Origin of the sequence: Kitasatospora sp. NPDC056181 (assembly GCF_042266225.1) — a bacterium.
Taxonomy (GTDB): domain Bacteria; phylum Actinomycetota; class Actinomycetes; order Streptomycetales; family Streptomycetaceae; genus Kitasatospora.
The window spans coordinates 1-23,715 of record NZ_JBHJUK010000139.1 but is presented as its reverse complement, the minus strand read 5'-3'; the positions used below and the strand labels follow the sequence as shown (position 1 = coordinate 23,715).

Annotated in this window: 22 protein-coding genes and 3 pseudogenes; 18 read left to right on the top strand and 7 right to left on the bottom strand. The window is 70.9% G+C overall.

Translation table 11 applies throughout. The features are described 5' to 3' along the window. Positions 1-803 precede the first annotated feature (803 nt). Together ACFC1F_RS35085 and ACFC1F_RS35080 are read left to right on the top strand one after the other, a co-directional pair. Positions 804-1,065 (top strand): annotated as a pseudogene (locus tag ACFC1F_RS35085) (hypothetical protein). A 147-nt stretch (positions 1,066-1,212) separates the two neighbouring features. Further along, positions 1,213-1,698: a hypothetical protein gene (locus tag ACFC1F_RS35080; RefSeq protein ID WP_376164585.1), complete on the top strand. Its 486-nt coding sequence runs from the start codon at positions 1,213-1,215 to the stop codon at positions 1,696-1,698. A gap of 116 nt (positions 1,699-1,814) precedes the next feature. Here ACFC1F_RS35080 and ACFC1F_RS35075 read toward each other — a convergent pair whose 3' ends face one another. Next, positions 1,815-2,726 carry a DNA-3-methyladenine glycosylase family protein gene (locus tag ACFC1F_RS35075; protein WP_376164582.1) on the bottom strand — a complete coding sequence of 304 codons (912 nt, stop codon included), beginning with the start codon at positions 2,724-2,726 and terminating at the stop codon, positions 1,815-1,817. Between the two features lie 175 nt (positions 2,727-2,901). On the opposite strand from ACFC1F_RS35075, the gene ACFC1F_RS35070 reads away from it, so the two are divergent. From ACFC1F_RS35070 to ACFC1F_RS35020, 11 genes and pseudogenes are all read left to right on the top strand, one after another. Then, a complete protein-coding gene (locus tag ACFC1F_RS35070) occupies positions 2,902-3,639 on the top strand; it encodes a hypothetical protein (protein WP_376164579.1) in 738 nt (245 codons plus the stop codon). Between the two features lies 1 nt (position 3,640). Then, complete coding sequence (locus ACFC1F_RS35065) at positions 3,641-5,179, top strand: DNA polymerase Y family protein (RefSeq protein WP_376164576.1); 1,539 nt, start codon at positions 3,641-3,643, stop codon at positions 5,177-5,179. A gap of 123 nt (positions 5,180-5,302) precedes the next feature. Beyond that, positions 5,303-8,593 carry an error-prone DNA polymerase gene (locus tag ACFC1F_RS35060; RefSeq protein ID WP_376164573.1) on the top strand — a complete coding sequence of 1,097 codons (3,291 nt, stop codon included), beginning with the start codon at positions 5,303-5,305 and terminating at the stop codon, positions 8,591-8,593. Between the two features lie 111 nt (positions 8,594-8,704). Continuing rightward, a complete protein-coding gene (lexA, locus tag ACFC1F_RS35055) occupies positions 8,705-9,382 on the top strand; it encodes a transcriptional repressor LexA (protein ID WP_376164570.1) in 678 nt (225 codons plus the stop codon). A gap of 382 nt (positions 9,383-9,764) precedes the next feature. Then, entirely contained in the window at positions 9,765-11,348 is a 1,584-nt protein-coding gene (locus ACFC1F_RS35050; RefSeq protein ID WP_376164567.1) for a restriction endonuclease fold toxin-2 domain-containing protein, read from the top strand. 41 nt (positions 11,349-11,389) lie between these two features. Continuing rightward, positions 11,390-11,767, top strand: a complete 378-nt coding sequence (locus ACFC1F_RS35045; protein WP_209415806.1) for a hypothetical protein — start codon at positions 11,390-11,392, stop codon at positions 11,765-11,767. Positions 11,768-11,995: 228 nt separating this feature from the next. After that, a pseudogene (locus tag ACFC1F_RS35040) lies at positions 11,996-12,247 on the top strand (methyltransferase domain-containing protein); the annotation flags it as partial. 291 nt (positions 12,248-12,538) lie between these two features. Next, positions 12,539-13,057, top strand: a complete 519-nt coding sequence (locus ACFC1F_RS35035) for a hypothetical protein (RefSeq protein WP_376164589.1) — start codon at positions 12,539-12,541, stop codon at positions 13,055-13,057. A gap of 33 nt (positions 13,058-13,090) precedes the next feature. Next, positions 13,091-14,389 carry a NucA/NucB deoxyribonuclease domain-containing protein gene (locus ACFC1F_RS35030; protein WP_376164564.1) on the top strand — a complete coding sequence of 433 codons (1,299 nt, stop codon included), beginning with the start codon at positions 13,091-13,093 and terminating at the stop codon, positions 14,387-14,389. A gap of 19 nt (positions 14,390-14,408) precedes the next feature. Then, complete coding sequence (locus tag ACFC1F_RS35025; RefSeq protein WP_376164561.1) at positions 14,409-14,903, top strand: hypothetical protein; 495 nt, start codon at positions 14,409-14,411, stop codon at positions 14,901-14,903. Between the two features lie 24 nt (positions 14,904-14,927). Further along, positions 14,928-15,227: an ATP-binding protein gene (locus ACFC1F_RS35020; protein WP_376164587.1), complete on the top strand. Its 300-nt coding sequence runs from the start codon at positions 14,928-14,930 to the stop codon at positions 15,225-15,227. A gap of 131 nt (positions 15,228-15,358) precedes the next feature. On the opposite strand, the gene ACFC1F_RS35015 is transcribed toward ACFC1F_RS35020, so the two are convergent. Continuing rightward, positions 15,359-15,778: a hypothetical protein gene (locus ACFC1F_RS35015; RefSeq protein ID WP_376164558.1), complete on the bottom strand. Its 420-nt coding sequence runs from the start codon at positions 15,776-15,778 to the stop codon at positions 15,359-15,361. A gap of 1,088 nt (positions 15,779-16,866) precedes the next feature. Between ACFC1F_RS35015 and ACFC1F_RS35010 the strand changes: the two genes are divergently transcribed. The 4 genes from ACFC1F_RS35010 (at position 16,867) to ACFC1F_RS34995 (ending at position 21,288) form a co-directional block, all read left to right on the top strand. Then, positions 16,867-18,867, top strand: a complete 2,001-nt coding sequence (locus ACFC1F_RS35010) for a hypothetical protein (RefSeq protein WP_376164555.1) — start codon at positions 16,867-16,869, stop codon at positions 18,865-18,867. 397 nt (positions 18,868-19,264) lie between these two features. After that, positions 19,265-19,918, top strand: coding sequence for a hypothetical protein (locus ACFC1F_RS35005; RefSeq protein WP_376164552.1), 654 nt, complete (start codon positions 19,265-19,267; stop codon positions 19,916-19,918). Positions 19,919-20,167: 249 nt separating this feature from the next. After that, entirely contained in the window at positions 20,168-20,584 is a 417-nt protein-coding gene (locus ACFC1F_RS35000) for a hypothetical protein (RefSeq protein ID WP_376164549.1), read from the top strand. Beyond that, positions 20,581-21,288: a tetratricopeptide repeat protein gene (locus ACFC1F_RS34995; protein ID WP_376164546.1), complete on the top strand. Its 708-nt coding sequence runs from the start codon at positions 20,581-20,583 to the stop codon at positions 21,286-21,288. The genes ACFC1F_RS35000 and ACFC1F_RS34995 overlap by 4 nt, the downstream gene beginning before the upstream one ends. 324 nt (positions 21,289-21,612) lie before the next feature. Here ACFC1F_RS34995 and ACFC1F_RS34990 read toward each other — a convergent pair. The 3 genes and pseudogenes from ACFC1F_RS34990 to ACFC1F_RS34980 form a co-directional block, all read right to left on the bottom strand. After that, positions 21,613-22,012, bottom strand: a pseudogene (locus tag ACFC1F_RS34990) (transposase); the annotation flags it as partial. A gap of 1 nt (position 22,013) precedes the next feature. Then, positions 22,014-22,358 carry a zeta toxin family protein gene (locus ACFC1F_RS34985; protein WP_376164543.1) on the bottom strand — a complete coding sequence of 115 codons (345 nt, stop codon included), beginning with the start codon at positions 22,356-22,358 and terminating at the stop codon, positions 22,014-22,016. Then, positions 22,355-22,594, bottom strand: coding sequence for a hypothetical protein (locus ACFC1F_RS34980; RefSeq protein ID WP_376164540.1), 240 nt, complete (start codon positions 22,592-22,594; stop codon positions 22,355-22,357). Before ACFC1F_RS34980 ends, ACFC1F_RS34985 begins: the two co-directional genes overlap by 4 nt. A gap of 100 nt (positions 22,595-22,694) precedes the next feature. Between ACFC1F_RS34980 and ACFC1F_RS34975 the strand changes: the two genes are divergently transcribed. Continuing rightward, a complete protein-coding gene (locus ACFC1F_RS34975; protein ID WP_376164537.1) occupies positions 22,695-22,871 on the top strand; it encodes a DUF397 domain-containing protein in 177 nt (58 codons plus the stop codon). 102 nt (positions 22,872-22,973) lie between these two features. On the opposite strand, the gene ACFC1F_RS34970 is transcribed toward ACFC1F_RS34975, so the two are convergent. Both ACFC1F_RS34970 and ACFC1F_RS34965 read right to left on the bottom strand, forming a co-directional pair. Beyond that, complete coding sequence (locus tag ACFC1F_RS34970; RefSeq protein WP_376164534.1) at positions 22,974-23,147, bottom strand: hypothetical protein; 174 nt, start codon at positions 23,145-23,147, stop codon at positions 22,974-22,976. Positions 23,148-23,311: 164 nt separating this feature from the next. After that, positions 23,312-23,581, bottom strand: a complete 270-nt coding sequence (locus ACFC1F_RS34965) for a hypothetical protein (protein ID WP_376164531.1) — start codon at positions 23,579-23,581, stop codon at positions 23,312-23,314. Positions 23,582-23,715: the final 134 nt, after the last annotated feature.

Sequence of the window (23,715 nt, the reverse complement as noted above, 5' to 3'; positions counted from 1 at the left end):
GACAGAGATAGTTGTGCTCGGAGCCGGCCGGGGCCGTGAACCGCGGGTGGGGACCTCCTGCCGTTGCGGCTGCTCCTGGTGCTGGCCCGTCGACGCGGGGAGCGGTCGGGCGGGTTGGAAGGCGAGGGCGGCGCGCACCCAGTGCCACAACGTCTGCTGAGGAGGAAGGGCCTGGCGACGCTTGCCAGCCAGGTAGTACTTGGCGGCCTGAAGGACATGGGTGCTGTCAGCGGGCATCAAGGCCCCCAAGTGGAAGCTCTGCCACGGTCTGTGTCGCTGCCTCCGGTGAGCCGGGAGACGTTACGGGCCGTGCCTCGGTGGAGAGACCGGGCGTGTGAGGGAGAGTGGGTTGTGAGGCCGGGGAACTGTCACCCTGGGTTGCCATCTGCTGGATGATCAGCGGGGCTGCGATACCCAGTGTCAACGCCCCCAGCGGACCTGCGATCTGGTCCGCAGCTGCGTACACCGCGTTCAGGCCCGTCCCCATTACGCATCTGCAGGTGATGGCGATGGCATAGCCCCACAACTGGGGCCGCCCGCGACCGTCCACCCATGGCCACTTCGGGACCCTGAAGGGCCGCGCGGCCGACCAGAGACCATGGACCTCGACTAACCCCACACCCAGCAGCCCCCACAGGCATGCCTGCCAAGTCGGCATTGTCCCCCGCTCTCCCTCTGGACCCAGTCCCGTCGCACCCGAACGTAGCCCCAGTGGTTCTCCCCGTACAGAACGCACCGAAGAACTGTCTCGCGCCGCCACCGGCGGGGTTTTGCTGTCGGTGCTGTCCGAGATGCTGGGCGGCATGGACAACGATGCGCTAATGCGAGGCCGGGTGTACGGGGCGGATCACGACGATCCGGATCCGGGGCCGCGGCCGGGCCGCGCCTACCGGGAGCTGGTGGCCGGCCCGCTCGACGGACTGCTGCTGGACGTGACCGGCTGGAGCCGGGAAGAGCTTGAGGACGGCGCGGCGCTGGTCACCGAGATCGGCGCCCATGGCGCGGGCGGGCGCGCTCACTACGGGCCGCGGCCGGTACTGGGACTGGGAGGGCGACAGCGCCTGAGCCTCTGATCGGCCAGAAGGCCGCCACCCGGTGGGTGGCGGCCCTCGTCGGCTTTCTCGGAGCGGCTCCACGGTAGCGACTGCCACTGACAATGCCCCAGCCTGGGGCGCGCCCGGTGCGGCCGCTGGGGTGGCTCGTTGGTAGGGCATGGCAGATGAGGTGGGTGCCGGGGCGGAGCGTGCGCCGATGGTGTGGGTGCTGGCGGTGCGTGAGTCGGCGGTCGGGGCGCCGTTCGCGGAGGTGATCGTGGAGGTCGGCCCCCGACTGCACGGTGACCTGATCGAGAACGTGGTGGACAGCGGGTTCGTCCTCGCGGCGGGAGACCCACCGGACACCACCGCGGTGGTGGAGATGCGGGGCGATCTGCTGGCGCGCCTGGTGCTGGTGGGCGGCCGGCAGGTCTGGGAGCCGGCCTCGCCGGTCGTCGCCTCGTCCGGATGGCTGTCGGCGGCCGGGGCCCGGGGCGGGGCTGTGGTGATCGTGGTGCCGCCTGGAACGTGGCCGCCCGGGCTGATGAAGCTGGCACCGCAGGAACGGATCGACGTCTTCACCCGGAGCCTGGAGGAAGCCCGGGAAGCCGGCCTGGTGCTGCACGGCATCGCCGCATTCGACACCAGCCCGGCCGACCGCTGATCGAACCCGCCGACGCCCGCCCTCGCGCCCGCGGGACATGCACCACGGCCAGCCACCTCCCGAGCGGCAGATCGCCGCCGTGGTCTCCCGGACAGGCAGCGGACCTGCGCGGCCGACTACCGTCGGCGGTGATCGTTGGGTGCGAGGCGTGGGCCGAAGCGCGGTGCGCGGGCACCGGCGAGGAGGGCGAGTCTGCAGACCCGGTGGCGCTGGCCGGCGTAGGGGGCGAGGAGTTCCAGCATCTCGTCATCGGTGCTGCGCGCCCGCCCGGTGAAGAAGTGGCCGATGTGGTTGGCGAGATGGAAGTCCCCGACGGAGACGGCGTCCGCGTCGCCGTTGCTGCGCTGCAGCGTTTCGGCGGCGGTCCAGATACCGATGCCGGGCACGCTCGCCAGGCGGGCGTGGGCGTCCGCGCTGCTCATGGAGGACGCTTCTTCGAGCCGTGGTGCGAGCCGGACGGCCCGCATGATCGTCGCCGAGCGCTTCGGATCCACACCGGCGCGGTGCCACTCCCAGGACGGGATCAGGGCCCACTGACGGGCGGCGGGCGCGACATACAGGTCCGTGCGGGGCCCCGGGGCTGGGTCACCATGACGCCGCACCAGGTACCTCCACGCCCTCCTGGCCTCGGTGACCGTGACCTTCTGCTCCAGCACCGCAGGCACCAGGGAGTCCATGACCAGGCCGGAGGCCCCGAGGCGCAGGCCCGGGTTGCGGCGCTGGACCTCCCGCAGCGGCCCGGGCGGCAGGATGAGCTGGTTGGGGGTGTCGTGGGCGCCGAGCATGGCCGGCAGGCGGTCCAGGAGCCATGGGGCCGCCGCGCCCCATGCGGCCGCGGTGATCTCCCCGTCGGCGGGACGGGCGGTGATGCGCATGGTGCCGATGCCGCACGGGGTGCGGAAGGCGCGCCACAGGTCGCCGGGTGACCAGGCCGAGACCGGGTCGCCGGCGCCGCGGTGCAACGGGCCGAGAACGTGGCCCAGGTCGAGCGGGTAGCCGGGGTGCCAGGTGCGTCGGAGCGGCTCCACGGCTTGCTCGGCTCCTCTCCGGAACGGCGGTACCGCCGCAGGCGCGGCGCGCCGAACCCTACAACATCTCTACCGCCGTGACCTGCAGTAATGCAATCAACTCGAACGAGTGAGCGATTAACGGCAAAGCGGAATCCGGCTTCCCTTTTTCGCTCACATGTTCGATTCTGGGGGTATGGAGGCAACACTCGCGGCGCTGGCACCCCAGCTCCGGCTGTCCCGGCCCACCGGACCGCTGGTGCCGGTCCTGCCCGCCCTGCAGGACTTCCTCCCGGAACGAGGACTGCGCCCGGGCGCAGTCGTGTCGGTGACCGGAGGAGGAACGGCGCTGCTGCTCGCCCTGGCGGCCGCCGCTACCTCGGCCGGCACCTGGTGCGCCGCGCTCGGCTTCGAAGGGCTCGGGCTGCTCGCCGCGGCGGAGCTCGGCGTCGACCTGAGCCGGCTGGTCGTGGTCGAGGCGCCGCACGAGCGGTGGCCAGAAGTTGCACTCGCCCTGGCCGACGGCTTCGGGCTCCTGCTGCTGCGCGGCGGTCCGCCGCCCGGACCGCTGGCCGAGCGCCTGGCAACGGTGGCGCGGCGCAGCGGGTGCGCGGTGGTGGTGTCCGGGGGATGGCCGGGTGCGCGAGTGCGGCTTCGGGTGGCGTCGCAGTCCTGGGAGGGGCTGGGATCGGGCCGTGGGCGGCTGCGGGCGCGGCGGGTGACAGTGGTGGCCGGAGGCCGGGGTGCGGCGGCGCGCGAGCGCCGGGTGGGCCTGTGGCTTCCGGACGCGCACGGCGCGGTCCGCCTGGACAGCGCGGCGGGCCCGCCGGCGTCGGTCGCTGCCGACCCGCTGGCGCCGGTCGCTGCCGAGGGCCGGCAGACGTCCACGCCCGCGCCGGTGCCTTCGGGGCGCGGTCCGCTGGTGGTGGTCTGAGATGACCGAGCACTCGCCGCGGGTGCTGGTCGGCTGGGTCCCGGACTGGCCGGTGGTCGCCGTGCTGGGGGCAGAGCCGGAACCGCAGCGACTGGCCGCAGTGGTGGCCCGCGCCCGGATCCTCGCCGCGACCGCAGGCGCGCGGGCGGCCGGGGTACGGCGCGGGCAGAAGCTGCGCTCGGCCCAGGCCCTGCTCGCGGGCCTGGAGGTCTACGAACGCAGCGCCGACGACGAGGCGAAGGCGTTCGAGCCGGTCGCGGACGCGGTGGGCGCGCTGGCCGCACACCTGGAGGTGCTGCGCCCCGGCCTGCTCGCGGTCCCGGCCGCCCCGGCCGCACGCTTTCACGGCGGCGAGGAGCCCCTGGCCGAGCGGGTGGTCGACGCGGTCGAGGCGACAGGACATCCGTGCCGGGTCGGCGTCGCCGACGGCTTGTTCGCCGCGCGGCTCGCCGCCCGGGCCATGCGCATCGTCCCGGCAGGGGACAGCTCCCGGTTCCTGGCGCCGTTCCCGGTCGCCGAGCTGGCGGACGCGAAGCTGGCCGACCTGCTGAGCCGGCTTGGTCTGCTGACGCTGGGGCAGTTCGCCGCGCTGCCGGCCGCCGGCGTCGCCGACCGGTTCGGCGCCGCCGGGACGGCTGCGCACCGCCTGGCCCGCGGACTGGAGGCGCGGCCGGTCGTGCCCCGGCCGCCGGGCGTGGACCTGTCGGTCGAGGAGCGGTTCGAGCAGCCGTACACGCTCGCCGAGCCGCTGGTGTTCGCCGCGCGCGGCCTCGCCGAGCGCCTGCACGCCGGCCTCGCCGGGGCGGGGCTGGCGTGCGAGCGGGTCGAGGTGGAGGTCGAGTGCGCGGACGGCAGCACCGCCGCCCGGGCCTGGCGTCACGAGGGCGTGCTGTCGGTGGGGGCGGTGGCCGAGCGGGTGCGCTGGCAGCTGCAGGCCTGGCAGCACCACCGGCTGTTTAAGGAGGCGGCGGGCGGGGTGGTCGCGCTGCGGCTGGTACCGGACGGCCTGGTCCGCGACCCGGGCCGGCAGCTCTCCCTCGCCGACGGCGACCAGGAGGCCACTGCGCGGGCGGAGCGTGCGGTGGCCCGGGTGCAGGCCATCCTCGGCCACACGGCGCCGGTCACCGTGGAACTGGCCGGCGGCCGTGCCCCGGGCGACCGGGTGGTGCGCACCCCGTGGGGCGACGCGCACCAGGAGCGCCGGGCGGACGGGCCCTGGCCGGGCCGGCTGCCCGCGCCGTCCCCTACCTACGTTCCGGCCATGCCGCGGCCGGTCAGGCTGCTGGACGCCGACGGCCGGGACGTGCAGGTCACCGCGCGGGCCGAAGTCGCCAGAACCCCCGACCGCCTGGTGCTGGGCCCGGGGGACACGGCGCGGGTGGCCGGCTGGGCCGGGCCGTGGCCGGAGCAGGAACGCTGGTGGGACCCCGCAGAAGCCCGGCGCACCGCACGGATGCAGGTCACCTCCGACGACGGCCGCGCCTTCCTGCTCGCCGTCATGGGCGGGCGCTGGCACCTCGAAGGCGACTACGACACCTGACGGCGACGGACGGCACCGCTTGGGGGGAGCTGCCCCTCCACCGGACGGACGCTCCGGCTGCCACCCCGGCCGGCCCGCCCCCGCACCCGGACCACCGGGCACCACCACGTTCAGGACACGACGATGAAGTTCAACAGCCACCACACGCTCCCCTGGAGCGAGCTGCACCGGCGGATGACCGGCGGCCGGCCCCCGGCCGCGGACAGCACAGTGGTTCCCTTCCCCGGCCCGGCGCAGCGCCAGGACCCCACCCCGCCGCCCCGGCAGGCCCCGGCCGGCGCGGGCTGGGCGGAGCTGCACGTCCACTCCACCTACAGCTTCCTCGACGGCGCCAGCGACCCCGCACAACTGGTCGCCGAAGCCGCCCGCCTCGGCATCGAGACCCTCGCCGTCACCGACCACGACGGCCTGTACGCGGCCGCCGTGTTCGCCGCCGAAGCCCGCCGCGCCAGCATCAGCACAGTGTTCGGGGCCGAGCTGACCCTGGACGCGGACCTCACGCCGACCGGCACACCGGACCAGGACGGCGAACACCTGCTCGTCCTGGCCCGCGGCCCGCAGGGATACCGCCGCCTCGCCAAGGCCATCGGCGACGCGCACCTGGCCGGCGAAGGCAAACGCCGCCCCCGCTACAACCGCGACCACCTCAAAGCCGCCCACGAAGGCCACTGGGCAGTCCTGACCGGCTGCCGCAAGGGCGCGGTGCGCCGCGCCCTGGAGAACGAGGGCGAGGCCGGCGCCGAACGCGAACTGCACACCCTCACCGAGGCCTTCGGCCGCGACAACGTGTACGTCGAGCTGACCGACCACAAGCTGCCCGGCGACGACGACCGCAACGACGCCCTCGCCGCCCTCGCCACCCGAACCGGCCTCACGGTGGTGGCCACCACCGCCGCCCACCACGCCACCCCGGCCCAGGCCCGCCTCGCCCAGGCCCTCGCCGCCCTGCGCCAGAACCGCTCCCTGGCCGACGCCGAGCCCTATCTCGCGGCGGCCGGCACCGCGCACCTGCGCTCACCGGCCGAGATGACCACCCGCCTCGCCCCCTGGCCCGGCATCCAGCAGCACACGGTCGACCTCGGCCGCGCCTGCGCGTTCGACTTCCGCGACCTCGCCCCGCAACTACCCGGCTTCCCCGTGCCGGCCGGCCACACCGAGGCCACCTTCCTACGCCAGCTCACCCACCAGGCGGCCGCCACCCGCTTCGCCCCCGGCAACGACAAGGCCCACCGCCAGATCGCCTACGAGCTCGACGTCATCGAACAACTCGGCATGGCCGGCTACTTCCTCATCGTCCACGACATCGTCGACTTCGCCCGCCGCAGCAACATCTGGTGCCAGGGCCGCGGCTCCGCCGCCAACTCCGCCGTCTGCTACGCCCTGGGCATCACCTCCGTGGACCCGATCCACTACGGCCTGCTCTTCGAGCGCTTCCTGTCGCCGGAGCGCGACGGCCCGCCCGACATCGACCTGGACATCGAGCACCGGCGCCGCGAGGAAGTCATCCAGTACTGCTACGACACCTACGGCCGCGACCACGCCGCCCAGGTCGCCAACGTCATCACCTACCAGCCCCGCCTCGCCGTCCGCGACGCGGCGAGGGTCCTCGGCTACGCCACCGGAGACCTCGACCGCTTCAGCAAGGAGACGGGCTGGCACGAGATGCCTCCGCCGGACGCGCCGGTGCCCGCCGATGTGCGCGAACTCGCCGGCCAGCTCCGCGGCCTGCCCCGCCACCTCGGCATCCACTCTGGCGGCATGGTCCTCACCCGCGAACCGATCGCGGAGACCTGCCCCACCGAGTGGGCCACCATGCCCGGGCGCAGCGTGCTGCAGTGGGACAAGGACAGCGTGGCCGAGGCGGGCCTGGTCAAGATCGACCTCCTCGGGCTCGGAATGCTCGCCGCGCTCCACGACACCTGCGACCTGATCGCGCAGCACCACGGCATCCGCTACGACCTCGCCACCATCCCCCCGGACGACCCGGACGTCTACCAGATGCTCTGCCGCGCCGACACGGTCGGCGTCTTCCAGGTCGAGTCACGCGCGCAGGCCTCCGCACTGCCCCGCATGCGCCCGACCAAGTTCTACGACCTGGTCGTGCAGGTCGCCCTGATCCGCCCGGGCCCGATCCAGGGCGGCAGCGTCCACCCCTACATCCGCCGCCGCAACGGCCACGAGAAGGCGACGATCCCGCACCCGCTGATGGAACGCGCCCTCGCCAAGACCCTCGGCGTGCCGCTGTTCCAGGAGCAGATGATGCAGCTCGCCATCGACTGCGCCGGCTTCACCCCCACCGAGGCCGACAGGCTCCGCCAGGCGATGGGCTCCAAACGCTCCCACGAGCGGGTCGCCGAGCTGCGCGAGCGCCTCCTCGCCGGCATGGCCGGGCGCGGCATCCCGGCCGAGGTCGCCGAGGACGTCTACACCAAGATCGACGCCTTCTCCAGCTACGGCTTCCCGGAGAGCCACGCCGCGAGCTTCGCGCTGCTGGTGTACGCGTCGGCGTGGCTGAAGTACCACTACCCGGAGGCCTTCACCTGCGCGCTGCTGGCCAACCAGCCGATGGGCTTCTACTCCCCGCTCACCCTCATCAACGACGCCCGCCGCCACGGCGTCACCGTGCTGCCGGTCGACATCAACCACAGCGCCGGCGCCCCCACCCTCGAACCGCTGACACCGGCCGCCGGTGACGGGGAAGGGGCGGCGCCCGGCCGGCCGGCGATCCGGCTCGGCCTGTCGGCGGTGCGCGGCCTCGGCCCCGACCAGGCTGACACCATCGCCGCGGGCCGTCCCTACACCGACCTGGAGGACTTCGCCCGCCGCAGCGCCCTGCCCGCCCCTGTCCTCGAAGCCCTCGCCACGGCCGGCGCCTTCGCCAGCCTCGGCGTCACCCGGCGCCAGGCGCTGTGGTCGGCCGGACTGCTCGCCCGCACCACCGACGGCATGCTGCCCGGCACCGCACCGGCGCTCACCGCACCGGCCAGCCTGCCGGAGATGACCGCCATCGAGGAGACCATCGCCGACCTGTGGGCCACCGGCGCCTCCGCCACCGCCCACCCCGTCCAGCACGCCCGCCCCCACCTTCAGCGCTGCGGCGCCCTGACCGCCGCCGACTTCAAGGCCGGCGCCGCCCCCGGCGCGCTGGTCGCCGTCGGCGGCCTCGTCACCCACCGCCAGCGCCCGCCCACCGCCGGCGGCGTCCTGTTCATCTCCCTTGAGGACGAGACCGGCCTCGTCAACATCATCTGCCAGCCCCACGTGTGGGAGCGCCAGAAGCGCGTCGCCCTGCAGAACGCCGGCCTGCTCGTCCACGGCACCGCCGAGCGCCGCGACGGCGCGATCAACCTCGTGGCCACCCGCCTCACCCCGCTCACCCTCGCCCCCGGAAGCAGGAGCCGGGACTTCCGATGAACCCGACCCACCTCCCAATTCCCCGTGTTCGCGCAGGTCAGCGACCCAACCCCGGTGACCGGTCCGGTCGGCGCGGGATACAGTCAACTGCCGAACCACCGAAAGGGCGCCATGGCCGACACCACCACCTCGCGTGCCCGAAGCGGCAGGCCCAAGGGCATCCAGGTCGGAGACGACGGCCTGACCGAGCGCCAGCGCCGGGTGATCGACGCCATCAAAGACTCCGTCCGGCGCCGCGGCTACCCGCCGTCCATCCGCGAAATCGGAGAGGCCGTCGGCCTCTCCAGCTCCAGCTCGGTCGCCCACCAACTCGACCGGCTCCAGAAACTGGGCCTGGTCGCGAAGGACCCGCACCGCCCCCGCGCCTACTGCCTCCTCAGCGAGGACCTCGAAGCACCACCACAGCCGGCACCGGACACCGTGACCGTCCCGCTGATCGGCCGGATCGCCGCAGGCGGCCCGATCCTCGCCGAACAGCACATCGAGGACCAGCTCTGCCTCCCCCGCCGACTCGTCGGCGGCGGACAGCTGTTCGCCCTCACCGTGCAGGGCGACTCCATGACCGGCGCAGCCATCGAGGACTGCGACACCGTGGTCGTCCGCCGCCAAGCAGTTGCCGAGAACGGCGACATCGTGGCCGCGATGATCGACGGAGAAGCCACCGTCAAGCGCCTCAAGCGCGCCGACGGCCAAGCCTGGCTCATGCCGCACAACCCGGCCTACGAGCCGATACCGGGCGACACCGCAACCATCCTTGGCAAGGTCGTCGCCGTCCTCCGCCGCCTCTGACCTCCAGGGGCGGCGGCGGGCCGGCGACGCACATCCGACGATGAGGCGGACCGGCGGTCCGGGCACGCGCGCCGGAGCTGTTGCCGCCGGGCGCGAGCGGGGCGAGTGCAGCGGTGGAGTAGGTCGCCGACTCGTTGGTGAAGTCCCTGCGACCATGCCGAGGGCCGTGGAGACCTCCCGTACCGCGTCGCCAGGTGAGCGGCCCGGGGGCGCGTCGCCCCAAAGGCGTGCGGCGCGCATCCGGGGGTGATCCGGTCCAGGTCGGCGACGGCATGACAACTCCTGCCTGATCCGCGGTGGACCTCCGGCTGGCTGGAGTCCCACTGAGGTTCTTGTGCTGGTTGCTACGGTGAGGCGGGAGCACGAGAACCGGGGGGTGGCAGTGACGGGTTTTCACGTCAAGCCGACGGACATGCTGCTGTCGTCGGCCGGCTTCACCGATCTGCAGATTTCGGCGGCACAGATCTACCGCGGGATGGTCGGCTCACTTGATGCCGCAGCGGGCATGGCAGGCGATGACGACGCGGGCAAGAAGTTCGGGGCGAAGTACGACCCGGCCGCCCAAAAGGTGGTCGACGCGTTGGCACAGGTGGTCGGTCAGCTCGGCGGCACCGCGAACGGCCTGTACACGATGGCCATCAGCTACCTTAAGGCCGATGCCGAGATCGCGGCCCGGCTGCAGGCTCCGCAGAAACTGCCGGCCTCCGCCAACCCGCAGTGCGACGAGGAAGCGGCCAAGGCCAAGCTCCAGTCCGCAGTGGGCCACGCCGGGGGCGGGGCCGTGCACGAGATCCTCGCCAAGTTCTGGCCCCAGGGCGACCCGGCGAAGCTGCGCCAGGCCGCCAAGGACTGGAAGCACCTTGCGGAGCTGATCAGCCGGCTCGGCGTCGAGGGTGACAAGCGGGTTCAGCGGGTCAGTGCGTCCAGCAGCTCGGACGCCGTCGACTCGTTCGTGGCGAACTGGGCGAAGGTGCACGACGGCTGCGCGACGTCGGGGCCGTTGCTGAACAGCATCACGAATGCGGCCTACAAGCTCGGTGTGGCGTGTGAGTCCTACGCCCAGGAGGTCGAGGACCTCCGCGACACCTTGGAGAATCTGGCCATCGCCGCCGGCATCGTCGCCGGCGCCGGGATCGCGCTGACGGTGTTCACGTTCGGCCTCTCGGACGCGGCGGCCGCTGGAGGGGAGGCCGCGATCGCTGCCGAGGCCGGCGCGGCCGCGGTCGCCCTGACCGCGGCCATCGAGGGCAGCGCCGAGCTCGCGGTCCTGGCCGAGGCCGCCGCCGTCGTCGACGCGGCAGCAGCGAGCATCATCCCGGTCGGCGCTGTCGTGACCGCGACCGTTGCCGGTACGGCCGTGGTCCTGGCCGGAGCGACCAGTGCGGCCGCCGCCCCCAAACCGCCCCTCTACACGGTCACACCGGGCACGCCGCCACTGCCGCACGATCCGGCAAGCCCCTTCCCCGTCCTGCCACCGCCCCAGCAGGCCGCCATCCAGACCTGGATGGCGCAGCTGGCGGCCGACGGGAGGACCTCCCAGCTGCCCGGACCGAGTGGGACCCTGAAGATCGACAGGCGCCGGGCGTACCAGCTGCGTGTCGCCGGGTCGACGGAGTACCGGCTCTACACCACGGTGACCGACCCAGACGGCCGGGAGCTGGGCATGGACGCCGACGGTGTCCGCCCCGAGGACGGCGCTGCCATCGACGCCAAGTACATAGGCCAGAACAGCAGCTGCAAGTCGCCCTTCCGCCTGGAGAACGCCGACGGCATCTTCGAGTTGGCGTACGAGAAGACCATGGAGGGGGAGGAGAAGAAGCTGGAAAAATACGCTTCCGCGATCAAAGACCCCCGTAACAAGGTCAACCACCTCGAACTGATCACCAACGACTCGAAGGCGTCCGCCTACTTCGAGGCGCTGATGGCTGCCAACGACGTCACCGGCCGTGTCCGGGTCGTTCCCTGACCTGTGCCCGGCGCAGGGCACCGACAGAAACGAGAGCACCTGTGGGATCCGAGTTCTACGTCAGCTCCGACCGAGAGCAGACCGGACCATGGCCGTTCACACGCGAACAGCTGGAGGAGTCCGTCATCAGGAACTGGCCCGGCGCATCGGTGGGCGAGTTCTTCGAAGGGCGTCATCTGGAGATCCAGGTGGAAGTGGAGCCGGGCCAGTTGGCGGAGCTCTCCTTCAGCCTGCGGCATCGCGTGTTCTCCTTCGCCGACCGCGAGCCCTGGTCCGCGCCGCTGACCGTCATCTATACGGTGCTGCGCGAGCTCGCCCCCACTGTCCCCGTGGTCTGGTGGATCGACTACGACGCCACCATGGAACCGCTGGACCTGAGCGCAGACCTACAGGCGTTCATCCGCAGCTTCGGCACGTAGCGAGTTTTCGGAGAACTGCCAACTCCCCGACGAGGCAGCAGACTCATGTCCCGTGCCTGCCTCGAAAGGCTGACCCCGGAATGCATGTCCGACCGACCGGAATCGCGGACACGCATAGCATCCTCGCCGTCCATGGTCCCCCGGACTATGAGGCTCCTGGTCGGTGGGGGCGGCCGAGTGTGGGAGCCGACTCGGTGGTGAGGGTGCTGCCTCCCGCTGGTCGCCTCGATGCTGGACGACCTCCAGGCCGAGCCGGGGATGCGGGTGCTGGAGCAGGGGACCGGCACCGGCTGGAACGCCGCGCTGCTCGCCCACCGGCTCGGCGACGCGAACGTGACCACCGTCGAGATCGACCCGCAGATCTCCGCCCAGGCCCGCACCGCACTCGAGCGGCCCGGGTACCAGCCGACCGCTGTCTGCGCGGACGGCTCGCTCGGCTGGAAGGACGGGGCACCGTACGGCGGGCTGGCTCTCTTCACCCGGGCGGCGGCGTGCCCGGCACGGGTTGACCAGCTCCCTGTGACGCGGCCCGCTGCTCGACATCCAGGCCCGTGCCCAGCCGTTCTGACGGTCGGCCATCCGAGGCGTCAGGAAGCGATGTGCTCGGCGCGCACGCATGCCGGCCTGCGCAGGGGATCGTGGCGGGGGTGGCCGAGGCCGATGGCAGCTCGCAGCGCCCGCCATCAATCCGGGACTCTGAGTGTGCATCAGATGACTAAGCGTCACTATTATTGGGTAGGAAGCGAACCATCAATGGCGAGGAGCGACCACATGAACAGCATCACGCGCCGCATGCACCGCCGACTGGCCGTAGCCTTGCTGGCGGCCACCGCCCTGGTCACCGCCACACCCGGAGCGTCCGCGAAGACCGTCCAGGACGCCACGGCCTGCGCACCCTCTCCCACCTATCACCTGCAAGCGCTGAACGTCTACGGCGACTGGGAACGCGCTGCCGAGGTCGACACCTCCATCAACGCCTGCGCCTTCACGCCCGCCAACGAGTGGACGTTCGAGGTCGCCCAGGCCGCGCCGAACCGGGGCTACGGGCTCGCCGGCTGGAAGGTCCGCGCCTGGTTCCAGAACCAGGACCAAACCCCCGACTACCGCACCGTCATCCTCAAGATCCGGGTGGACCACTGCTACTCCACCAGCAAGTGCGCCAACGACCTGGCCGCGTTCGACGTCAAGTTCCGGCTGTTCCGTGACAACTACACCCGGCAGGTCATCACCGACACCTCGGCAAGCGTGCTCGGCGACGCCCACGGCTGGCGCATCGACCCCCGATCCTGAGCCCCGAGCCGTCCACCACGCAGGAATGAGGCAATGATGCGCTCCGGCCGCCGCACCCCGGGCCACGGCCCCCGACCCCGCAGCGTACTGGTGGTCCTGTCCATGGCCCTGCTGACGGTCGCCACTGCCGCCGCACCCGCCCACGCAGCCGGCACCGACGACACCTCGGGACGCCGGGACTACGTCCTGCTGGCCCCCGCGCACGTCCCGCTGACCGAGCCCGGCCACGAGCAGCCACTCGACCGGCTCCTCCGCGACATCCGAAGCATCCCGCCCGGGCCCAACGAGAACCACGCCCCCCGCGCCACCAGACGCTCGGGCCAGGACGAGCTGGCCGCCTACGAGTGCCGCGAACAGGACTCGGCCTTCCACGACCAGGGATACGGAAAGTCACGGTTCGTCACCTGCCAGGCCTTCGAACTCCATCCGACCCACGTCACCTGCTGGTGGATCTTCTGCTCCGTGACCGGCAGCGCGGACGCCGAGATGACCGACGTCCAGTACGGCCACAACGCGCGCCGCGAAGTCGACGTCGTCCAGGTCTTCGGAAACTGGCGCCTCGCAGGCGACATCGCCGAGGTGCCGCTCAGCGTCAACGTCACCTGCACCGCCCGGCCCGGCTTCGGCCCCTGCGTCGTCGACAGCGGCTTCGGCGGCCCCTACGTCCAGCCGATCGGCCAGTGGGCCGCAGAAGGACTCACCAGCCGCTACTACTCCTTCCGGCAGGACCCCGCAGGCGGCCTCGGCACCGCCCTCATCAGCTACGCCGACCTCGCCGCACACGTCTCGGTCATCGGCGAGGGTGCGGCCAACCCCTACGACGGGCCCAACAGCGGAATCCGCTGCGACTCCGCCACCTACATCGTGAACACCGCAGCCGGCGAGGGCTGCATCTTCCCCTGGGTCACCGAGTCACTGCACATCAGCCACGCCGACTACCCCGAGTCCGCCGACCACATCATCACCGCCCAGTACCACCCGGACCAGACGGTTCCAGACGCCCCGAGCAAGAACATCCCCGGAGCCCCAGGGGCCGCGCCGCTGCATCGCGTCGCCGACGACACCGCGATCGACGCCCACCGCAAGGTCTCGGTCGCCGCCTGCGAAAAGTACTTCCCCAACTACGCCCACGAAGGCCTGGACTGCGACGAGTACCCCTTCGCCTCCACCCTCGAAGGCGCCGACGACAACCTCAAGAACTACAGCGTCGAGCCCATCCACGACTGGGACAACCGCGGCGTCGGAGGCAAACTCAGCGCCTTCTACCAGAACCGGCGCATCCTCGGCAGCGACCTCACCAACGACCCCTTCTACGTGCAGGTCGACCCCTGACCACCACCCCAGAGACCCGATGACACACCAGCCCACCCCCGCACCCGCACCGATCGCCGAACTCCGCACCGAGGTCCGCGCCGAGCACCACCTCTTCCACCTCGTCGACACCGCCGCCCTGCCAAGCGGCGAGGCCGACGACCAACCACCCACCCCCCGGCCCGGCCAACTCGCCACCACCTCAACCGGCGCCGTCACCTTCAACAGCGCCCTGTCCGACCACTACCCCCTGATCACCCTCCAGTACTGGGGCACACCACCCGCACCCCCAACACCTCCGTGGCCCCACCACGCCCAGCACACCATCGAATTCGAGGGCGGCCGGCTCACCCTCACCTCAGGCGTCTCGAACCTCCCCGCCAAGGACGCCCTGAGCGTCCCGGCTGGCCGCTACACCCTCACCATCCACCGAGACGACCCCGAACCCACCAGCGAACCCATCCCGCACCAGGCCGAACACTGGCTCCTGCGCCTGTGGCCACAGAAGGAAGGCGCCGCCAGTGTCGGTGCCTAGAGGTGTGCCGACGAGTCCGGGCCGCTGACGGCCGACTGCCAGCCCCGGCGACATCGGCCGGCCTGGAGCATCACCGGCGAGGTGCCGGACGACCTGGTCACCGTCGCTGGGGAACTGCTCGCCAACGCCGCCTTGCACGGCGGCCCCGCCCAGCTTCCGGTCCCGCTGCTGCTGGAGCCGGACGGGGACCGGCTGCGCATCGAGGTCGACGACCAGGCCGCCGTCCTTCCCCGCCCGGTGACCGGCCCAGGCGATGACCAGGCCGTCACCGGCCGCGACTTGCTGATGGTGACTGCCCTCGCCGACCGCTGGGGCACCACCTGACCGAAACGGGGAAGACGGTGTGGGTCGAGGTCGGCCTGCTGGTGGCGCTCGACCAGGCCGCTGTCGCTGGCGCCAGCCCGCTGCGAGCGGTCCGGGCCGAATGGACAGCCGCCGCGCCGTGCACGGCGGGATCAGCGGACGTGGTTGAGGAAGATGCGGGACCCGTCGTGGAAGTCGATCGTCGCCCCGAGGCCGACGGCCGGGGGACGGGGCAGGTCGGAGTAGATCTCGACTGCGGAGATCTCGCCCGGGTCGGCGGCGAGGAGTGCGGCGACGAGGGCGTGTTCGACCGAGGCCGGGTCGCTGGTCGGGGCGGGCACGTCCATGGCAGTGGGCCTGGTGCCGAGGACCGGCTCGGGCTCGGGTTCGGACCACCCGCTGCCGGGGGCGCCGATACCGACCACCTGCCACAGCGAGGTCCGTCCGCCGGCTTCGACGGCGATGCCGTACGGGTGGCGGGTGTGGCCGGTGTCGGCGAAGGCCTTCGCGGCCGTGCCGGGCAGGCCGGCCGTGGCGTCGAGGAGCAACTGCTGGAAGCGGGCGGGGCGCATGAGTGTCCTCGGGGAGCGGGGGTGATCCACCGTAGCCGGGCGGGCCTCGGCGCCCGGTCGCGCCACTCGGGCCACTGGGCTGATACCGGCACGCGAGTGTGCCGAAACGCGATACCTGTCACTGGTGAGCTGGCTGACCTGGGCAGAACTGGGAATGCAACGCGGTAGTTGTCACCGTCTGCTCGCGATACCTGTCACCTGTGGGCCATGCTCAGCCTTTCTGTCACCTGCTGTTCGTTGAAGATCGGCTTCGAGCGGCACGCAACGGCTGGTTCGATGGCGCGCGTGTTCGAGGGAGTGGGTGCCAGAGAGGCGTCGGGCGTGGTGTGGTCCGACCGGTGCGAGTGAACGGATCTGATTGTCGAGGTGCCGGTGGCGGCCGGAGGCTCGGTCCTGCGCCTCGGGGACGGCTGGGTGCGTCGTTGGACGGCGACATGGCGGACCGGGGCCGGTGACGTGTCGTGTGCGGTCCCGAGACCCGCTACCGGCAACGCACCAACCCACCCGGTGAGCTCCGACCGATCGCTGTCGCCCTCGACGCCTACGCACGCGACCTCGCTGCCGAAATCGACCAGTTGGGCACGCCCCGAAACCCCTGACCGAGACCCCGGCCGCGAAGATCCGCCGAACCCTGGAACCGTCCCCGGGTGAGCGGTACTCAGGTCATCGGACGCGGTCACCGGCCCGCTCACCCCGGGGCGCCCCGACGGCCTTCTCGGTCCCTGAGGTGCGGACGTCGAGGCTCGTTGGACGGCTTAGTGCCGTCTTCATCAACCCGGCTTTCACCCCGAAGGCGTCTTTTGAGTTGCTGGGCGATCGGGTCCGTGTCGTGATTGCTCACAAGAGGGAATCGGGCTGATGACATCTCAGGCATGCCGGTACGGAGGTCGAGCTCCGGCGGGGCGGTGGTGTGATCCGGTACGCGCCCGCTCGAAGGCCGGCAGGCGGCCCGCGATCCTGCGCACAGGACTTCGGGGTGCCGTGTATGCAGGCACCCGCGTACGTCTTAGGGGCCCGCACCGACGGCTTGCTGGAGGACAGAGATGGCGAAGCAGGCTGCTTCGGCTGCGGGCAGGCGGAGTGCCGCGGTGAAGATCGGTTTCGCCCTGGGGCTGGTGCTCTTTGTGCAGGCCTTGTTCGCGCTGTGCCTTGTCAGTGCCCAGCAGCTGCTTGTGCCGCGGAACATGCCCTTCGGTGTGACCGGGCCGCCCTCGCCCGTGGTCGCCGCGGTGGCATCGAGGGCGGGGCTGGACCTGACCTCCTATCCAAGCCCTTCGGCCGTGATGGATGCGGCCGATCGGGGTGAGCTGTACGGCGCGTACGTCAGCGACGGTTCGGCGGACACGTTGATCGTGGTTCCGGCGAAGAGCTTCTTCGCCCAGACCGAGCTGGAGCCGGCGTTCCTGGCGGCGGCGCACGAGCTGGGCCGGCAGGTCACCGTGCAGACGGTCAAGCCGCTCGCATCGACCGACCCGGTCGGCGCCGTGACGTCGCTGTTGCTGCTGCCGCTGCTGATCGGCGGGTACCTGGCCGCCGTGCTGGTCTACAAGGCGGCCCAGGGCATCGCCGCTGCGCCGTGGCGTGCGGCAATCCTGGCCGGCTACGCGCTGGTGGGCGCGCTGCTGACCGACCTGATCGCCGGATTGGGGATCGGCGCGTACTCCAGCAGCCATTTCTGGCCGCTGCTGCCGTGCTTCTGGCTCATCACCTCGGCGGTGGCGCTGGCCGCTGCCGCCCTGCAGGCCCTGGTGGGCAGGATGGGCACCTTGCTCGTGGCGGTGCTCTTCATCGTCGTCGGCGGCCCGCCCGCGGGTGGGCTGGGCACGTATCTGCTGCCGGTCTACTGGCGCAACATCGGCGTGATCTTCCCGCCGCAGAGCGCGGTCACCCTGATCAACCACGTGCTCTACTTCGGCGGGAGCGACATCACCACCCCACTCGTCGTCCTGTTCCTCTACGCCTTCGCCGGCATGGCCGTCATCGGCTGGTACGGCCGTATCCGCCCGGCCAGGGCGGCCGCCCGAGCCGCCGGCCAGGAATCCGACGCAGCCGCGCCGACGTCCCCCGCGGCAACCCCACCCAAGGGTCGGCCCGCCCTGATCGGAATCCTCGCCGCGCTGGGTGTCTGCGCCGTCATGCAATGCCTGTTCGCCACCACCTACATGAGCGCCTCCCACGCTCCCAAGGCCACCAACCTGCCGTTCGGCGCCGTCGGCACCTCCCCCGTCCTGGCCGCGGCCGAGAAGAACATCTCCCTGAAGGTCACCCAGTACCCGAACGAAGCCGCCGCCAAGACCGCGATGGACGAAGCCCGGCTCTTCGGCGTGCTGATCTCCTCGGGCACCTCGAACACCCTGATCGTGGTGCCGTCCATGAGCGACCTGGCGCCGCTCGATCTCGCAGTGCGGTTCGAGGAGGCGGCCAAGGCCACCGGCCAGACCCTGGAGGTGCAGCAGTACGCCCCGACGCCACTGGCGGCCAAGGACCCGTTCGGCCTGGTCCAAGGGCTCATGCTGGTCCCGCTGCTCATCGGCGGCTACATGAGCTCGACCGTGCTCATGGCCGTGACCGGCAGGGCGGCAGGCCGCTGGCGCGCCGCCCAGCTCGCCGGATTTGCCGTCGTGAGCGGCCTGGTCGTCGATCTGATCGTCTGCTACTGGCTGCAAGGATTTCCCAGCAGCAAGTTCTGGATCACCTGGCCCATCTGCACGCTGATCGTCGCCGTGGTCGCCGCCGTCGCCGCGATCCTGCAGAAGCTGCTCGGCCCCGTGGGCACCCTGCTGACGGTCGTCGTGATCATGCTGTTCGGCAACCCGTCCGCCGGCGGCGCAACCGGCGTGCCGTACCTGCCCGCCTTCTGGCGCGACATCGGGCCCTACCTACCACCCCGCAACGCCTACATCCTGCTGCACCACACGATCTACTTCGACGGTCACGGAACCGGCCAGGCACTGACCACCCTGCTCATCTACCTGGGCGTCGCCGCCGCCGTCCTCATCGTGCTCGACCTGCGCCGCCCCGAAGCCGCGGTGCCCGTCGACGCCACCGAAGCCGCGGCCATGGCCGTCCCCATCGGCGCCACACCGTAGCTGATCGTTTCGGGATGAGTTGAACGGCACCCTTCTGCTCGGCGATCTTGGTCGGCAGGCTATCCAGACGCGTGTTGATCTTGTTCGGATGACCCGTGGGCGCGGGTGGCTCCGCTGCTGCCGCCCGCTGCCGAACGAGGACGTCGCGCCATGCGACACCGGTCCGCAGCACGTAGATGATGCCGGCCAGGGCTGCCCGGTAGTCGCCCGGGGTGACGGCTGTGCCAGAACCCGTTCTCGTGAACAAAGCCAGCCCTTCACAGCTCGGCCGCGGCCACGATGGTGACAGTTATCGCGAGCAAGTGACACCTATCGCGTTCCGGCACACCGAGGGCCTGCGCGAGGTGGCGGATGGCTGACGTTTGATCACTCGAACAAATGGTCGAATACTTAGTCTATGACCTCAGCCGTGCCGTTCTCCCGCCCCGCGCGTCCCGAGGGGCTGCCCGGGGATGCCGAACGGGCACCACGGGAGCTGATGACGCTGCCCGGCGCCTCCCGGGACGTGCGCCGGTGGCGGCTGGTGGAGATCCGGCTCGGCGGCCGGTGGCGGCCCGCCATGCTCACGGTCTGGCGTCGCCCGCCCGGCAGTACGCGCTGGGTGGTCCACGTGCGGTGGGGCGACGACGCGGCCACGCCCGACGGGCAGGCCTGGGGCTGGTTCCTTTACTCGGAGGAGACGCTGCGGCCGCTGCCCGAGCCAGCCGGCCCGCCACCCGCCGCAGGGCCGTATTTCGGCCGGTGGCGCGACGCCGTGACGGTGCCGTCCGAGTTGGCCGGCACTTCCGATCCGGCCGGCGCGGACCGGTGCTGGCGGCCGGCCTGGGTCCGTACCGCGGGCCGGTGGCACTCAGGCCTCGTCACCGCCCGCCGCCGCCCCGGCCCCGGACCGTGGATCGCCCACGTGCGCTGGGGAGAGGACGCACAGGCCGCCTGGGTGATCGCCGACACCGCGGTCCTACAGCCCGTCCTGGCCGACACCACGTCCGCCCAGCCCGGCGAGCAGTCCCCGGCACCGGCCGCGGCCGCCCCCGACCGGGAGGCCCGGTGACCGGCCTCGAAGCCGTCCGCGACCAGGCACGCGCCGACAACGGCCGCCCTGCTGGACGCGACTCGAAACCGGCGTCCACCGCATGGCCCTGATGAAGCGGCACGCCGATCTGAAGAACGACGCTCCTGGGCTGCCCAGCCCGCACCGATGGAACTATGAGTAGCCGTCAACTTGACTACTTTGCAGTTTGGTTACCTGTATGCTCCAAGGTCGTGCCCAGGGCCGGTCGCACCCCTAAGAGGAGAGCTGATGGACGGAATCGACGTATCCCAGTGGGCAATGTCTGCCGCGCAGGCACTCATCACGGCCATGACCACTGACCTGTGGGCGGGGGCTCGTGACCGCTTCGCCGGACTGCTGGCTCGGCGACCCGAGTCCGCTGGCGAGGTGGCCGAGGAGCTGGATGACGCCCGGCAGCAACTCCTCGACGCAGGAGTCACGGAGGAGGCTGCGGAGGAGACCTCCGCTGAATGGGTCAGCCGGTTCCGCCGGGCCCTGACCCGCGACCCCTCGCTGGTCGAGGAGATCCGTACACTCCTTGAGGAGCAGAACGTGGAGGCGCCCGCTGCAAGTGGCCGCTTCACGCAGAATTTCAGCGCCACGGGAGGCGGTATCGTCTTCAACCAGGGGACTGGCACTCAGGCGAACCAGGTGCACTCCAAGTGAGCACCCCTGAAGATGGCTTCTCGGGAATCGAACAGAATGTCAGTGTCGAGAATTCGGGTGTCGCATTTGTTCAAGGTTCAGGCACCCAGCACAACAGCGTAACCCAGAACTACTTCGGTGCGAGCGGGCTGCCTCCTACTCCGGAAAACCTGTACCGACAGGGGGAGCTGATACTGCAAGCTCAGGGGTACGACGAGGCTCAGCTCTTCCTTATTGCCGCAGCCGAGGCTGGCTACAAGCCGGCGATGGATCTCCTCTCCACGTACGAGCAGTTCGGGATGGGGGGCGGCTGCTGGACCCGTACGCTGGCCGACATGGGCGATCCGGACGCTCTGTACCGACTCGCGCGGAAGGCCAGGGCAGCTCGTGATGGGTCACCTGAGCGTGCGAGGCACCGCGACGAAGCGATCGAATTGTTCAAGAAAGCCCTGGAAGCCGGTCGTGAAGACGCGCTGATCGATCTCGGGTACCTGCTTCACGAAGCAGGCCGACTTGAGGAAGCCATCCCATATCTCGAACAGGCTCTCGATCACCTTGAGAGGGAGCGGAAGAGTGACGAGTACTACCTTGAGGGAAAGCTGAGGAGTTCGCGGAAAAAGCTGGCGCGACGGCGCGAGAAAGATGAGAATCGCACGCAGGGTGGCACGCGAAGCAGATGGTGGCGCCGTAAGGGCGATGAAGTCATGGATGCCGATGCCAGCTGATAATCGGTTGCCGTCTGGTGTTGACCGAGGCCCTGCCTGACGGGGGTCTTCTGCGCTGTTGCCCTGTAGGGCGCGGGGACTCGGCCTGCGAAGGGCCAGCTCGTGCCCGCACCGATCGACGATCGTTGACTCTCTGTTGCCCCTCGCCGTTCCGATCGGCGACCTCACCCGGTACCACCGCAACCCGCGGCGCGGTGACATCGCAGCGGTCGCCGAGTCGCTTCGGATCCGGCCAGTTCAAGCCCACCGTGGCACCCTGACCGGCCGTCCCAACGAGATCACGGCCGGCAACCACACCTTGGACGCCGCCCCGCGAGCGCGGCTGGGGGTGGATGCCCCAGGACCGGGGCTCATCAATCATGTCCAGCGCCAGCTGCCACTTCTCCACGTGACCAAGCTCCGAGGGAATGCCACAGGCATTGCGCCGGGCGACCTTGTCCGGATCCGACTTGGCCGTGGCCGCGTCCCAGGTGGCGGGCAGGAACAGTCGCCAGTCGACCGGCGCCGAGGCGTGGTCGCGTGCCAGGTGAAGTGACACGCCCACCTGGCAGTTGGTGACCTTGCCCGCGGTTCCGGTGTACTGCCGCGACACACACGCCGAGGCATCCCCGTCCTTGAGAAACCCGGTGTCGTCGATGATCAGCGCGGTCGGCTCGATGGCGTCCTGCATCCGCCACGCCAGGCGGGCCCGCACGTGGGCCGGGTCCCACGGACTCGTCGTGAGTTCAAATGTTCTGCCGGTGGGCGATGGCATGCTGACGGATGCGCTCGGTCAGCTCCCCGGCCGCAGGGCTGAAGTGGCGCATCGCCGTGAGCATGCCCTCCTTCCGCGCCATCTGGGCGTACCGGGGGAGGTACGCGAACACGTCGTCTCCGTCCAGCACCACCGGGTCGGCGAGGCCGAGCTGCTCCGGGACCGCGGTCCGCATGGTCGTCTTCCGCGAGCCCTGCGGGCCCCCGAGGATCATCATCCGGGGGTTGTCCTGGGAGGGGGCGGTAAGCGTGGGCCGTGAGTCGTTTTCCCAGATCGCCTCGATCTGCTCAGCGTCGGGCAGGGACGGCGGCCTCACCCGCCGGTCCTCACCGAGACGAGGACAGCCGGGTACTCCGCAAGGATCGCCCGCACCCGATCCGGGTCGGTCCTACCCAGGTCCTGGCGCTCCACGATGTAGCGGGCCCTCTCGGCCCTCAGCCGTTCGGCGTCGGCGGGCTCGGCGAGCGCGATGAGTGTGCTGTACTCCGCGATGATGGCGCTGATCAGGTCGTAGGCGATATCGGCGGCGTCAGGATCGATTGCTCCAGGCATGATGCCAACCTAACCCTGCCTCCAACTCTGCGGATCTACAGTTGAGTTCCCCATGAATCAGCAGGCCATCTGCCTGCCAGCACCATCGAAGGGACCTCTGATGTGGTTCAGGAGCTCGCACTGCGACGACAAGGAGTTCGCATGTGTGGAGGTCCGCCTCACGCCCGGCGCGGTGGACGTGCGGGATTCGACGGACCCAGACGGGCCAGCGCTCACGTTCCCGAGCGAGAGCTGGACCGTCTTCCTCGGGATGCTCAAGGACCAGGGCTGGGCCTGAGTGGGCCGGGCCGCCGGCCGGGCCCGAAGGCCCTGGCTGGCGGCGTTGCGTGGGGCGAAACAGCGGGCTGGACCGCGAGGTGGGCCTCGACGCCGTGAGGGATCACCGGAACAGCCAGGCGGCGCCTCCACCGCTACCGATTGCGGCGACCAGTGAGAACAGCCAGTACGGCACCCGATGGATGGTCAGGTGAAGGCCGCCCGCGCGCATCTCGAAGATGGGGCGGCCGTCCTGGCCGTTAGGGGACTGCGGGTGCTGCGATCGAATCTGAGACATGGGCCTCTCCTCCTCCAGACGTGCGGTATTCCCCTAGACCGGCACCTCGGGCTGCACCGCGGGGACGAACTCAACGTAGGTGAGCGGGGGCCCACTTCGACGGCCGATTGGGCCACTACTGGGCCACCACTGGGCCAGGACTGGGCCACTTGTGAACTCGTGAATCACTGCTGCAGGGTGGGCGACTGCCTGCAGCTCACAGTTGGGAACGTTGCGGCCGCGGCCGCCGCGGTTCTGGTCGGGGCCCTGCTGCTGATGGTTCTCTGCTGCTCGGCGGCGAGCTGGGCGGCCTGGATTCGCCGGGCGGCCGCCTCAGCGATGCGTTGGGCGTACGGCTGGGTGTCGCGCCGTTGCCTCTCCCGGCGGATCGTGGCCGCCGAAGTGGCCAGCTCGGTGGCCCGGTCGCAGCGGATGATCGCTATCAAAATGCCCACTGACTGGGCGTTTTGCCCGTAAGTGAGTCAATTGCTGCTGGTTTCCTGGGTGCCCAGGCTACCCACATTCGGTGATGCTTGGGGCTCAGGTGGCAGGAGTGCGGCCGTTGCACAGATGCCCGTTGGAACTGTGC